This window comes from Tepidiforma sp. (genome assembly GCF_034432735.1).
Lineage (GTDB): Bacteria > Chloroflexota > Dehalococcoidia > Tepidiformales > Tepidiformaceae > Tepidiforma.
In genome coordinates this window covers 11192-23703 of the sequence record NZ_DAOUBJ010000048.1, presented here as the reverse complement: position 1 = coordinate 23703, position 12512 = coordinate 11192, and the positions used below count along the sequence as shown (strand labels likewise).

Annotated in this window: 12 protein-coding genes; 7 read left to right on the top strand and 5 right to left on the bottom strand. The window is 66.5% G+C overall.

The window, feature by feature from the left end:
- Positions 1 to 57: 57 nt before the first annotated feature.
- Genes rplT through infC form a run of 3 tightly spaced genes read right to left on the bottom strand, consistent with a single transcriptional unit; the run spans position 58 to position 1352 of the window.
- Positions 58 to 417, bottom strand: coding sequence for a 50S ribosomal protein L20 (gene rplT, locus VAE53_RS04880; protein WP_322818247.1), 360 nt, complete (start codon positions 415 to 417; stop codon positions 58 to 60).
- A 20-nt stretch (positions 418 to 437) separates the two neighbouring features.
- Positions 438 to 638: a bL35 family ribosomal protein gene (locus VAE53_RS04875; protein WP_322818246.1), complete on the bottom strand. Its 201-nt coding sequence runs from the start codon at positions 636 to 638 to the stop codon at positions 438 to 440.
- A gap of 6 nt (positions 639 to 644) precedes the next feature.
- A complete protein-coding gene (gene infC, locus VAE53_RS04870) occupies positions 645 to 1352 on the bottom strand; it encodes a translation initiation factor IF-3 (RefSeq protein WP_322818245.1) in 708 nt (235 codons plus the stop codon).
- A gap of 98 nt (positions 1353 to 1450) precedes the next feature.
- On the opposite strand from infC, the gene VAE53_RS04865 reads away from it, so the two are divergent.
- The 3 genes from VAE53_RS04865 to VAE53_RS04855 are packed head-to-tail and all read left to right on the top strand — an operon-like array spanning position 1451 to position 4665.
- On the top strand, positions 1451 to 2329 hold the full coding sequence (locus tag VAE53_RS04865) for a UTP--glucose-1-phosphate uridylyltransferase (protein ID WP_322818244.1): 879 nt from the start codon (positions 1451 to 1453) through the stop codon (positions 2327 to 2329).
- Positions 2329 to 3687, top strand: coding sequence for a hypothetical protein (locus VAE53_RS04860; protein WP_322818243.1), 1359 nt, complete (start codon positions 2329 to 2331; stop codon positions 3685 to 3687). The genes VAE53_RS04865 and VAE53_RS04860 overlap by 1 nt, the downstream gene beginning before the upstream one ends.
- Before the next feature lie 30 nt (positions 3688 to 3717).
- Positions 3718 to 4665, top strand: coding sequence for a nucleoside hydrolase (locus VAE53_RS04855; RefSeq protein ID WP_322818242.1), 948 nt, complete (start codon positions 3718 to 3720; stop codon positions 4663 to 4665).
- A gap of 4 nt (positions 4666 to 4669) precedes the next feature.
- Here the strand turns inward: VAE53_RS04855 and VAE53_RS04850 are convergent, their stop codons facing one another.
- Positions 4670 to 4915 carry an Lrp/AsnC family transcriptional regulator gene (locus tag VAE53_RS04850; protein WP_322818241.1) on the bottom strand — a complete coding sequence of 82 codons (246 nt, stop codon included), beginning with the start codon at positions 4913 to 4915 and terminating at the stop codon, positions 4670 to 4672.
- An 87-nt stretch (positions 4916 to 5002) separates the two neighbouring features.
- Positions 5003 to 6826, bottom strand: a complete 1824-nt coding sequence (lepA, locus tag VAE53_RS04845; RefSeq protein WP_322818240.1) for a translation elongation factor 4 — start codon at positions 6824 to 6826, stop codon at positions 5003 to 5005.
- A gap of 104 nt (positions 6827 to 6930) precedes the next feature.
- On the opposite strand from lepA, the gene mdh reads away from it, so the two are divergent.
- From mdh to VAE53_RS04825, 4 genes are all read left to right on the top strand, one after another.
- Positions 6931 to 7869 carry a malate dehydrogenase gene (mdh, locus tag VAE53_RS04840; protein WP_322818239.1) on the top strand — a complete coding sequence of 313 codons (939 nt, stop codon included), beginning with the start codon at positions 6931 to 6933 and terminating at the stop codon, positions 7867 to 7869.
- A gap of 32 nt (positions 7870 to 7901) precedes the next feature.
- Positions 7902 to 9113, top strand: a complete 1212-nt coding sequence (locus VAE53_RS04835) for an MFS transporter (RefSeq protein ID WP_322818238.1) — start codon at positions 7902 to 7904, stop codon at positions 9111 to 9113.
- An 88-nt stretch (positions 9114 to 9201) separates the two neighbouring features.
- Positions 9202 to 9675, top strand: coding sequence for an NADH-quinone oxidoreductase subunit I (locus VAE53_RS04830; RefSeq protein ID WP_270056946.1), 474 nt, complete (start codon positions 9202 to 9204; stop codon positions 9673 to 9675).
- Positions 9676 to 9682: 7 nt separating this feature from the next.
- Positions 9683 to 12142, top strand: a complete 2460-nt coding sequence (locus VAE53_RS04825) for a 2Fe-2S iron-sulfur cluster-binding protein (protein WP_322818237.1) — start codon at positions 9683 to 9685, stop codon at positions 12140 to 12142.
- Positions 12143 to 12512: the final 370 nt, after the last annotated feature.

Sequence of the window (12512 nt, the reverse complement as noted above, 5' to 3'; positions counted from 1 at the left end):
CGTCGGGATGGCGGTGCCATCCCGACGCGGTCGGTGGTGTGGTGGGCGCTGGGTGGATTAGCTGGCGAGCGCGGCGCGGGCCTGCTCGGCGAGCTTGGCGAATGCGTCGGGGCGGGTGACGGCGAGGTCGGCGAGCATTTTGCGGTCGAGCTCGATGCCGGCGCGCTTGAGGCCCGCGATGAGGCGGCTGTAGGTGAGGCCGTTGAGGCGGGCTGCAGCGTTGATGCGCACGATCCAGAGTTCTCGGAAGTCGCCTTTGCGGTCGCGCCGGTTTTCGTAGCTGTAGCGGAGGGCATGGAGCATGCTCTCGTTGGCGCGGCGGAAGAGGCGGTGGCGCTGGCCGGAGTGGCCTTTGGTGAGGGCGAGGACTTTTTTGTGGCGGCGATGGGCGGTGACGCCCCGTTTGACGCGGCTCATGGGGTGGCTCCTCTCGGGGCTCAGTCTTGGCCGGCGAGGAGCCGGCGGACGAGCCCGGTATGGGATTTTGCGAGTTCGACGGTGCGGCTATAGAGGACGTTGACGGGCTTCCGCTTTTTGCGGCGGAAGTTATTGCGGCTGCCGTACATCCGCATGATCTTGCCGCTACCGGTTACGCGGAAGCGGGATGCGGCGCCTTTGTGCGTTTTGAGCTTTGGCATGCTGGGTTACTCCTCGTCGGCGTCTTCGTCGTCGTCTTCGTCGGGGAGGTCGTCGCCGACTACGGGGGCAGCGGCGGCGGCTTTTGCGACTTCTTCGTCTTCCTCGTCGGCCTTGGCCGGGGCTCCGGCGCTCGACGGAGCGGAGGCGGCTTTGGCGAGGGCGGCGAGTTTCCTTTTGTCGGGCGCGAGGATGGCGGTCATGTGGCGGCCTTCGAGGGCGGCCTCTTTTTCGACGGTGGCGATGTGTTCGAGGGACTTGATCACCCGGTCGATGAGGGCTTTGCCGATCTGCGGGTGGGTGATTTCGCGCCCGCGGAACATGACCGTGATTTTGACCTTGTCGCCCTCTTTGAGAAGCTTGGCGGCTGTCCGCGTTTTGAAGTCGATATCGTGGTCGTCGATTTTCGGCTTCATGCGGACTTCGCGAAGCTGGACGTTGACTTGGTGTTTGCGGGCCTCGCGCTCTTTCTTCGATTGTTCGTATTTGAACCGGCCGAAGTCCATGAGCCGCGCGACGGGTGGGTTGGCCTGGGCGGCGACTTCGACGAGGTCGACGTCGCGTTGGCGGGCCATGGCGAGGGCCTCGGACGTTTTGACGATGCCGATTTGGCGGCCCTCTTCGTCGATCAAGCGGACTTCCGGAACGCGGATGCGTTCGTTGATCCGGGGCTCCGGCGGTGCCGGCCGTGGTGGTACCTTAGGTCGTCTCCTCAAACTGCTCCCCGTGAGAGTTTCGAACAGGTTCTCATGCTAGCAAGGGTGGCGTGTTCTGTATATCCGGTAAGGGTGCTCGGGCCTAGGATCGGGCGTGGATGAAGGAACGGGTGACGACGGCGGTGATTTTGGCGGCGGGGCTGGGCACGCGGATGTTGCCAGCGACGAAGGCGGTGCCGAAGGAGATGCTGCCGGTTGTCGATCGGCCGTTGATCGAGTATTGCGTGGACGAGGCGTTGGAGGCGGGCATCGAGCGCATCGTGTTCGTGATCGCTGAGGGGAAGGAGGCGATCCTGGAGCATTTCCGGGCTGGTGCGCGGGTGGAGACGGCGCTGCGGGAGACGGGCAATCAGGAGTTGGCGGATTCGCTGGCGGCGATCGCGGCGAAGGCGGAGTTCCATGCGGTGTATCAGCCGAGGCAGCTGGGGATTGCCCACGCGGTGGCGTGTGCACGGGAGTTCATCGAGGGGCGGCCGTTCGCGCTGCTGTTTCCGGACGATGTGATTCTGGGCGGGCGGGCGTGTACGGCTCAGCTGGTTGAGACGTTCGAGGCGAGGGGCGGGACGGTGATCGCGGTGGAGGAGGTGGCGGATGTGGATGTGCCGCAGTATGGCATCGTCGACCCGATGGAGGATGGGAATCCGATGCGGCTTCGACGTGTGGTGGAGAAGCCGCGGCTGGAGGAGGCGCCTTCGCGGCTGGGTATCGTGGGGCGGTATGTGTTTTCGGGGAGCATCCTGCGGTACATCGACGAGACGCCGCCGGGGCGGAATGGGGAACGGCAGATTACGGACGCTATCGCGCGGCAGATTGGGGCTGGGGAGCCGGTGTCGGCGCTGCGGTTCGAGGGGCGGCGGTACGACACGGGGCGGCCGTTGGGATATATCGTGGCGAACGTGGCCGCGGCGATGCGGCGGCCGGAGTTGGCGCCGGCGTTGCGTGACCGGTTGGCGCCGCTGCTGAAGGGGGAGGGCTGATGCGAATTCTGAGTGTTTCGTTTCCGCTGCCGAATGTGTCGGTCGACAATTACAACCCGGTGACGGCGCCGAACTATAACGATTACGACGCGCTGGTGGTCGATCCGGTGGGTGTGGACCGTACGGTGCGGGAGCTGCTCGCGGGTGAGAAGGAGTTCGAGGCGTTCGACGGTCGGCCGGTGTTGAACGTGCCGGGGTCGGCGACGGTGGCAGGGTTGGGGGAGCAGCTTCGGCGGCGGCTGGAGGAGACGCAACGGCTGCTGGAGGCTGGGGGGTTGGTGGTGGTTTTGGCGCGGCCGGAGGCGTTCCAGGCAGGGGTGGTGGGGTTCGAGGGTTGCGATCGGTACCACTGGCTGCCGGCGCCGCCTGGGTTGGGGTGGTCGCCGCCGTGGTTGCGCGCGGGCGAGGGGAAGACGGTGCGGATCGCTGACGAGCATCATCCGTTTGCCGCGCTGTTGCGGGAGTATCGCAAGGAGGTAGCGTGGCGTGCGTGGTTCGACGATCGGCAGCCGGAGTTTCGCCGGAACGGGCGGGTGGTCGCGCTGGGGGGCTCGGGGGTGCCGATCGCGGTGGAGTTCGATGTGTCTGGCGGGCGGGTGGTTTTCGTGCCGGTGATCGTGGAATCGTTCGGGGCGCAGCGGACGCAGCTGGCGCAGGCGTTCGTCGATGCGTGTCGGCAGCTGCGTGGGCTGGCGGTTCCGGAGGAGCCGCCGTTCTGGGTGCGGGGGGTGGCGGTCCCGGGTCTGGAGCAGGCGGAGGCGGAATTGGAGGAGGCGGAGGCAGCTGCGACGGCGGCGGCGGAGCATTTGGCTGCGGTGCGCGAGCGGCACGATGCGCTGGCGCGGCACCGTGAGCTGCTCTGGCGTGATGGCGCTGGCTTCCGCGATGCGGTGGAGGCGGCGTTGCAGGAGCTGGGTTTTGCGGTGGTTTCGGGCCCGGGCGAGCCGTTGGCTGTCCGTTCGGACGATGAGTTGGCGTTCGTGGAGCTGGAGAGTGTGGCGGGCCAGGTGGTGGAGTGGCCGTACATCCGGCTCCAGCGTCGGATCGAGGCGGAGCTGCTGGCGGGGAGGCCGGCTCCGCGGGGGCTGGTTGTGGCGAACGGTTTTCGTGAGCGTGACCCGGATCAGCGGGAGCCGGAGGTGAGCGAGCCGCTGGTGCGGGCCTGCGAGAATTATCGGTTCGGGCTGGTGACGGCGCGGACGCTCTTCGACCTGGTGCGGCGGGCGTTGGGCGGTGCGGACGAGGCTGCGCTGCGTGGGATGCGGCGACGGCTGCTGCGCGGTGGCGGCCTATTGGGGGCGGAGTGGCTGCTGGGCTTGGAGGACGAGGGGGCGCCGGAAACGGGGCCTATTTTTTGAGCTGACGGATGGATTCGTTGGAGGGCAGGTATGGCGCGAATGAAGGCGATTATCGACTGCGATCCTGGCCATGACGATGCGGTGGCGATCGTTCTGGCGGCGAAGCATTTCGATCTGTTGGGCGTGACGACGGTGGGAGGGAACGCGCCGCTGTGGCGGGTCACGGACAATGCGCTGCGAGTGCTGGACTTGATAGGGCGGCCGGACATTCCGGTGGCGCGAGGAGCGGCTGGGCCGCTGATGGGCTCGCTGCCTGGGGTGGGGCAGCGAGTGCACGGCGCGACGGGCCTCGACGGAGCGGATCTGCCCCGGTCGCAGCGGGCTGTGATTCCGCGCAATGGGGTGGAGTTCCTGATCGATACGGTGATGTCGAACCCGGGGACGGTGGTGATTGCGACGGGGCCGCTGACGAACGTTGCCTTGGCTATGCGGCAGGAGCCGCGTTTTGCGCGGAGCGTGGCAAGGTTGAGCATCATGGGCGGCTCGGCGACGTGGGGTAACGTTTCGGCGGCGGCGGAGTTCAATGTTTGGGCGGACCCGGAGGCGGCGCACATTGTGTTCACCTCGGGGGCGAAGCTGACGATGTGCGGGCTGGACCTGACCCGGCAGGCGGCGGTGGGGAGGGAGACGATCGCGGGGTTCCGGGGGGTGGGGACGCGGACGGCTGGCGTTATCGCTGATTTGCTGGAGTTTTATCGTGCGGCGTCGGAGGGGTTGACGGGTTCGCCGACGGTCCCGCTGCACGATCCGTGTGCGGTGGCGGTGCTGGCGGCTCCGGAGCTGTTCGAGTTCCGCTTCGGGCAGGTGGAGGTGGAGACGCGGGGCGAGTGGACGCGCGGGATGACGGTGGTGGACCGGCGACGCTGGGAGAGCGAGGAGCCGGGAGTCGGGCCGGTGGGGAACTGCCGGCTGGCGACGCGGGTGGATGCGGAGGGGTTGTTCGCGCTGGTGAGGGAGGCGCTGGCGTCTTGTCCGTGAGGTCTCAGGCGTTGTTGGATTCTGGGAAGGTGACGCAGGTGGTGGTGCTTTCGATGCCTTCGATGGCGCGGATGTGGCGTGAGATGACGGTGGGGACTTCGGTGAGGGACGAGACTTGGACGACGGCGACGATGTCGTAGGGGCCCATGACCTGGTAGACCTCGGAGATGCCTTCGACGGTGCGGAGTTTTTCGTAGACTTCGACGGTCTTTGCGGGGTCGACGACGATGAGGACGAAGGCTTTGACCACGGGGGACGCTCCAGGTTCGGCTCGGTGTCCGGGATGGATGTAGGGTAACAGGCTCGCGTTTCGGACGGATTACGTGTTGGTGGACGGTTATTCGCGGAGGCGGAGGACTGCCATGAATGCTTCTTGGGGGATTTCGACGCTGCCGACGCGTTTCATTTTCTTTTTGCCTTCGGCTTGTTTTTCGAGGAGTTTGCGCTTGCGGGTGACGTCGCCGCCGTAGCATTTGGCGAGAACGTTTTTGCGCATGGCGCGGATGGTTTCGCGGGCGATGATTTTGCCGCCGACGGCTGCTTGGATGGGAACTTCGAAGAGCTGGCGGGGGATGAGGTCTTTGAGTTTCGAGACGAGTGCGCGGCCGACTTTGTCGGCGTTTTGGGTGTGGGTGATGACGGAGAGGGCATCGACGGGCTGGCCGTTGACGAGGATGTCGACTTTGACGAGGCGGGCGGGGCGGTACTCCTTGATTTGGTAATCGAGGCTGGCGTAGCCGGAGGTAGACCCTTTGAGCTGGTCGTAGAAGTCGACGAGGATTTCGGCCATGGGGACGTCGTATTCGAGGAGGACGCGGGCTTCGCCGGGTGCGAGGTCGTTTTCGGCTTCGAGGAATTCCATGCGGAGGAACTGGCCCCGGCGGCTGGTGACGAGCTCCATGACCTGTCCGATGTACCGGCTGGGGGTGATGATGTCGATCTTGGCCCAGGGCTCGGAGATGACGGCGATTTTGGATGGGTCGGGGAGGTCGGCTGGGTTGTCGACGAGGATTTCTTCGCCGGAGGTGAGCTGGACGCGGTATTCGACGGAGGGGGCGGTGGTGAGGAGTTCGAGGCCGTATTCGCGTTCGAGGCGTTCGACGATGATTTCGAGGTGGAGGAGGCCGAGGAAGCCGCAGCGAAAGCCGAAGCCGAGGGCGGCGGAGGATTCGGGTTCGTAGACGAGGGAAGCGTCGTTGAGGACGAGCTTGGCGAGGGCGTCGCGGAGCTCTTGGTATTGGTCGGAATCGGTGGGGTAGATGCCTGCGAAGACCATGGGCTTGGCGCGGCGGTAGCCGGGGAGGGGCTCTGGTGCGGGCTCGTCGGCCCAGGTGATGGTGTCGCCGACACGGCATTCGGCGACGTCTTTGAGGCCGGTGGCGACGTAGCCGACTTCGCCGGAGGCGAGGCCTTCGAGGGGCCGCATGCTTGGGCTGAAGATGCCGAATTCGAGTGGTTCGAAGACGGCTCCGGTGGCCATGAGGCGGAGGTTGCGGCGGCCGTGCATCTCGCCGTCGAAGACGCGGACGTGGGCGACGACGCCTTTGTAGCTGTCGTATTTAGAATCGAAGATGAGGGCTTTGAGGGGTGCGGTGGGGTTGCCGCGGGGGGGTGGGATGCGTTGGACGATGGCTTCGAGGATGGCATCTACGCCGGTGCCTTCTTTGGCGCTGGCGAGGATGATCTCGTTACGGCTGAAGCCGATGACGCGCTCGAGTTCGGCGGCGACGCGTTCGGGTTCGGCGTGGGGGAGGTCGATCTTGTTGAGGACCGGGATGAGGGTGAGGTCCTGGTTCATGGCGAGGTAGACGTTGGCGAGTGTCTGGGCTTCGATGCCTTGGGAGGCGTCGACGACGAGGAGGGCGCCTTCGCAGGCGGCGAGTGAGCGGGAGACTTCGTAGGCGAAGTCGACGTGGCCGGGGGTATCGATGAGGTTGAGTTCGTATTCTTGTCCGTCGCTGGCGCGGTAGAGCATGCGTGCGGCGGCGGCTTTGATGGTGATGCCTTTTTCGCGCTCGAGGTCCATGGAGTCGAGGACCTGTTCGGCTTTTTCGCGGTCGGAGATGGTGCCGGTGCGTTCGAGGAGGCGGTCGGCGAGGGTCGACTTGCCGTGGTCGATATGGGCGATGATGCAGAAGTTGCGGATGTGGGCTTGGTCCACGGTTCGAGTGTACGCGAGGGCGGACGTACGGGGGTTGGCGCGGCGCGGGTAAGGCTGGTGCGTGCTAGCCTTGGCGAGCAAAGTTCAGTTCGGCAGGAGCTTCGATGCCTCGGAAGAAAGTGACGATTGTGGGCGCCGGGATGACCGGCGGTGCGATGGCCCAGCGCCTCATCGAGCGGGGGATTTGCGATGTGGTGCTGCAGGACGATCCGCAGTTCGCGGGGACGATGCACCACGGGAAGGCGCTGGACGAATCGCAGGCGGCGCCATGGGAGGGGTTTTCGACGCGGCTCACGGCGACGGATGGTTGGGAGGAGACGGCGAACAGCGACGTGGTGGTGGTGACTGCGGGGGCGCCGCGGAAGCCGGGGATGAGCCGTGAGGAGTTGCTGAACGGGAACGCGGAGATTGTCCGGTCGAAGGTTTCGGCTGCGGCGAAGGCTTCGCCGGGGGCGGTGATCATCGTTTTTTCGAACCCGATGGATGCGATGTGTCACGTGGCGATGCAGGCGAGTGGCTTTCCGCGGGAGCGGGTGATCGGCCAGGGTGGGGCGCTGGATAGCGCGCGCTATCGGTATTTCATCGCTGCGGAGCTCGGGGTTTCGGTGAACGATGTGCACGGCTACGTGATCGGCGGGCATACGGACACGACGATGGTTCCGGTGGTTTCGCAGACGCGGGTGGGCGGGGTGCCGCTGACGGATTTGCTGCCGCCCGAGCGGGTGCAGGCGATCGTGGCCCGCGCGATGCGTGGGGGTGCGGAGATCGGGGAGCTGTACAAGACGGGGTCGGCGTATTTTGCGCCTTCGGCGGCGACGATCGCGATGGTGGAGGCGATCTTGCTGGACCAGCGGCGGCTGATTCCGTGCTCGGTGTACCACCAGGGTGAGTACGGTATCCGGGACGTGTTCAGCGGGACGGTTTGCCAGCTGGGGGAGGGCGGGATTCAGCGGACGTTCGAGCTGCCGCTGACGGAGGAGGAGCGGGCGAAGGTGGTGGCGGCGGCGGAGGCGACGAGGGAGCTACTGAAGCTGCTGAACTGACGGATCCGCGGGCTGCCGTGTAGGCTTGGGGTGTGTCGCTGACGGGGCCACGATCGCAACGGACGCTGGTACTGGCGCTGTTGTCGGTGGCCTCGTTCGCTGTGGTGTTCAACAATTTGATTATCACGCCGATTCTTCCGGAGATTTCGGAGGATTTCGGGGTGAGGGTGGCGGTGGCGGGCTTGCTGGTGACGGCCTATTCGGTGGCGGGCGGGGTGGCGGCGGTGTTTTCGGGGCCGTTCATCGATCGGGTCGGGCGTAAGCCGGTGGTGGTGGCGGGGATGGCGACGTTGACGGTGGCGACGGTGCTTTCGGCGCTGGCTCCTGGGTTCGTGCCGCTGCTGGCGGCGCGGGCGCTGGCGGGGCTCGGGGTGGCCTGTCTGACGCCTGCGGTGTTCGCGGCTGTGGGCGACTTGTTCTCGTACGAGGAGCGGGGGCGGGCGATGTCGTGGGTGATCTCGGCGAATACGAGTGCGAGTATTTTCGGGGTCCCTGCGGGGGCGGTGGTGAGTGGGGTGCTTTCGTGGCGGTGGACGTTCGTGGCGCTCGCGTGCTTGTTGGTGGTGTTCACGTGGTTGCTGTTCCGCCGGCTGCCGCCGGATGCGCCGCGCGAGGCGGGTGCGTCGGGCAATGGGATGGAGGTGGTACCGCGGGTGCTGCGGGACTGGGCGACGACGGCCGCGCTGGTTTCGAACTATTTGTCGACGAGCTATTGGTTCGTTTTTGCGACCTATATGGGTGCGTATTTTCACGATGAGTTTGGGGTGGCGAAGTGGGCGCTGGGCGGGCTGACGATGACGATGGGGCTGGGGGTGTTGGCGGGGAGCAATGCGGGGGGACGGCTGGCCGATCGGGTGGGGAAGCGGCCGGTGATTCTCTGGACGTCGGCGATGTGCGCGGTGTTCATTGCGCTGACGACGACGGCGGCGGGTGCGATGGCGATGGGCTTGGGGTTTTTGTTCTTGTTCGCGGTATCGGGCGGTGCGCGCTTCGCGAGCTCGCAGGCGATGATGACGGAGATGTCGCCGGCGTACCGAGGGACGGTGATGGCGTTGAATGCGGCGGGCCAGCAGTTCGGGATTGTGACGGGGTCGTTGGTGGGCGGGTTGGCGCTGGAGGTGGGCGGCTATACGGCGTTGGGGCCGACGGCTGCGGGGCTGGCGTTGGTCTCGATGGTGATGTACGGGCTGTTCGTGCAGGAGGAGGGGATGGCGGGCAGGCGGCGGGAGCTTGCGCCGGAGTGAGCCTTGTGTTTGTAATCACAATCCCCCGTTGGTAGGATCAGGGGGCCGAAGCCGGATTGGGACTCGGCGACGACTGGGGGACGGCCTGATGGCATACGGCAAGGGCATCGCGAAGGGGATGAGCCTGACGCTCCGCAGCATGTTCAGGCCGCCGGCGACGATTCAGTATCCGGAAGAGGTGAGGAAGGTCCCCGTTTACGCGCGGACGAATCTGCTGTGGTTCGAGGAGCGGTGCACGGGGTGTTCGACGTGTGCGCAGGCGTGCCCGGACGGGTGCATTCTGGTGGCGACGAGCCAGGATGCGGAGGGGCGGCGGAATATCGACCGGTACGAGATCGATTTTCGGATTTGCATGTACTGCGGGCTCTGTACGGAGGCGTGCCCGTACGAGGCGATTCAGCCTGGGGGCCCGCTGGACGATGCGGTGTACGACTTCGAGGAGATGTACCGCGATAAGCATGCGCTGACCCGGGTGGCGCAGGAATTTTTGAAGCGGAACAACAATACGTATCCGAACGGCATGAAGGCACCGGACCCGGACGCCGATTTCCACCGCCTGTAGGGAGCCCATGGTCCAGATAACTGTCGACGGCAAGGTGATCGAGGCGCCGGTTGGTGCGCCGCTGGTCGAGGTGCTGAAGAACAACGGGTTCTACGTTTCGAGTCTGTGCTACATCGATGGGCTGAAGCCGTATGCGGGTTGCCGCTCGTGTCTGGTGGATATCGAGGGGCCGCCAGGGCTCCAGCTTTCGTGCACGGCGGTGGTGACGGAGAACATGGTGGTTCGCACGAACACGCCGGAGGTGCTGGAGGGGCGGCGGTCGGTGGTGTCGATCATTTTGGCGAATCACAGCGACCGCTGCCTGACGTGTCATCGGCGGGAGCACTGCCACCCGGGTGACATCTGCCTTCGCGACGATGTGGTGACGCACCGCTGCTTGACGTGCTCGAAGAACTACCGATGCGAGTTGCAGGCGACGTGCGAGATGGTGGGGAGTGCGGGGTACGAACCGTGGGTGGGGGAGCAGCGGACGTGGTACCAGACGCCCCAGCCGCCGGCGGACCGCGGCAATCCGTTCATGGAATTCGACCCACAGATGTGCATCATTTGTACGCGCTGTGTGCGGGCGTGCGATGAGAAGCGGCACACGGGTGCGATTACGCTGAGTGGGCGTGGCTGGGATGCGATGATCGCTTTTGGGGCGGGTGGCCCGATTCACGAGAGCAACTGCGATTTTTCGGGGGCTTGCATCGATGTCTGCCCGACGGCGACGTTGATGGAGCATCCCAACAAGTGGGTGGCCAAACCGGAGAGGTGGACCTCGACGACGTGCGATTCGTGTGCGGTGGGCTGCAGTATTCGTCTGGGTTCGAAGGATGGGAGGGGGGTGATCGTGCGGCCGGGCGATGGGAATGCGTTCAGCGGCGACCAGATCTGTGTGCGAGGTCGATACCACTACGATTCGTTGAAGCCGCGTGAGCGGCTGGCGAAGCATCTCCTGCGACGGGGGAACATTCAGGCGCCTGCGACGCTGGCGGAGACGGCGGCAGAGGCGGCGAGGATGCTGCGCGATGCAACTCGCCGGGGCCGGGTGGGTGTGCTGGTTGGCGGGACGGTGACGAACGAAGAGGCGCTGGTTATCCAGACGCTGGCGAGGAAGGCGTTCGGTGGACCGGCGGACCAGGCGATGGGGCCGGTGGTGCGGGCGGTGAAGGGCGCGCTCGAGGCGCGCTTCGGCACCTGGCGGATGGCTGCGAATCTCGAACGGCTGCCGAAGGCGAAGGCGATCGTGACGGTGGCGGACGATATCGAGGAGAGCCACAACGTGGTGAGCGTCCGCATCAAGGATGCGGTGGTGTGGGAAAAGGCGAAGCTCGTGGTGATCGGTCCGCTGCGGAGCGAGTTGGTCGACTTTGCCTCGGTTTGGATCAGGACGGCTGCGGGCGAGGAGGGCCTGGCCGCGCAGCGGCTGGCGGAGGCGCTGGATGGCGGAACCGCGGCGAGCGAGGAGATCGCCCAGGCGGCGGCGCTGCTTCGGGAGGCTCCGCGGGAGGCGACGATGGTGGTGTGCGCGCCGAACCCGGTGAGCCCGACGATCGCGGAGTCGATGACGGGTGGGGCGGCGAATCTTGCGGTTGCGCTGTTCGGCGAGGCGGCGAGCGAGCACCTTGCGGTGCTGCCGCCGGAGGCGAACACGTGGGGGCTCCTGGACCAGGGGATCGGTGCCGAGGGGGGCGCTGCGCCGCTGGACGGGCTGGCGGGGCTGCTCGTGATCCGCGACGACCCGACGATGCGGCTCCCAGGGGCTGCGGCGGCGTTGGATCGGATCGGTACGGTCGTGGTAGTCGACGGTCTCACCCATGCGACGGCGAAGCGGGCGGGGGCGGTGATTGCGGAGGGGCGGGCTTATGCGTCGGAGGGCACGTACACGAGCGCGGATTTTCGGGCGCAGCGGCTGGCACCGGCGGTGCGGCCGGAGGGGGACGCTGTCCCGCTGTGGGAGGCGCTCCGCGTGCTCGCGAAGGAGCTCGGGGTGGAGGTGCCGGCGACGCCGGACGAGGCGTTGGGCGCTATCGCCAAGGCGGATGCGTTGTACGAGCCGGCGTGGGATCTGATTATCGGGGAGGGGGTGAAGCTGCCGGTGCCGCGCAGCAGCCGGGCGGTGGCCGTTCCGGTCGAGGCGCCGGCGGTGGGCGAGGGCTGGCGCGTCATCGCTTCGCGGGACCTCTATACGGCGCAGGATGCGGCCGCACTGCGGCATCCAGAGGCGGAGAAGCTTCACCGGTACGATCGTATCCAGGTGAGCGAGGAGGATGCGCGGGCGCTGGGCATCGCGACGGGCGACCTGGTGCGGGTGAGCGGTGACGGCCAGGTGGTCGAGGCGCCGGCGTGGGTGACAGAACGGGTCCCGGCGGGGCACGTGTATCTTTCGAGTCTGTTGCAAGGCGGTGTGGTGACGGGCTTTTTTGCGACGGCTGGTGTTGCGACGGTGCGGCTGGAGGCGCGGGTGCCGGCGACGGCGAGCTGATCGGCGGGTTGCCATCAGCGATCTAGGAACGTGGTACGACGAGAGAACCCGCCGGGCCAACGGCGGGTTCTCTGCTTGTCGGGCGTTCACGCTGGAGAGGTAGGTGTGGGACGCCGGGAGGCTGGGGCTTTTGGGCGAGGCGCCCGCCCCGGGGAAAGGCGGGCGCTCGCGAGGACGGACCCGCGGCTGGTGCCGCGGGGAATGGGCCGAGGGGGGAGGTTCGCCGGAGACCGGCCCAGAGCGGTGAGCTCCGGGGCGGAGAAGGTGGGGGAGAGCGTGCGAACCTCCGACCCTTCGTTGGGCAGGATACGGGTGGGGTGTGAAGCGCGTCCGGGGAATTCGTAAACGTCGGGCAAAATGCGCGGACGGT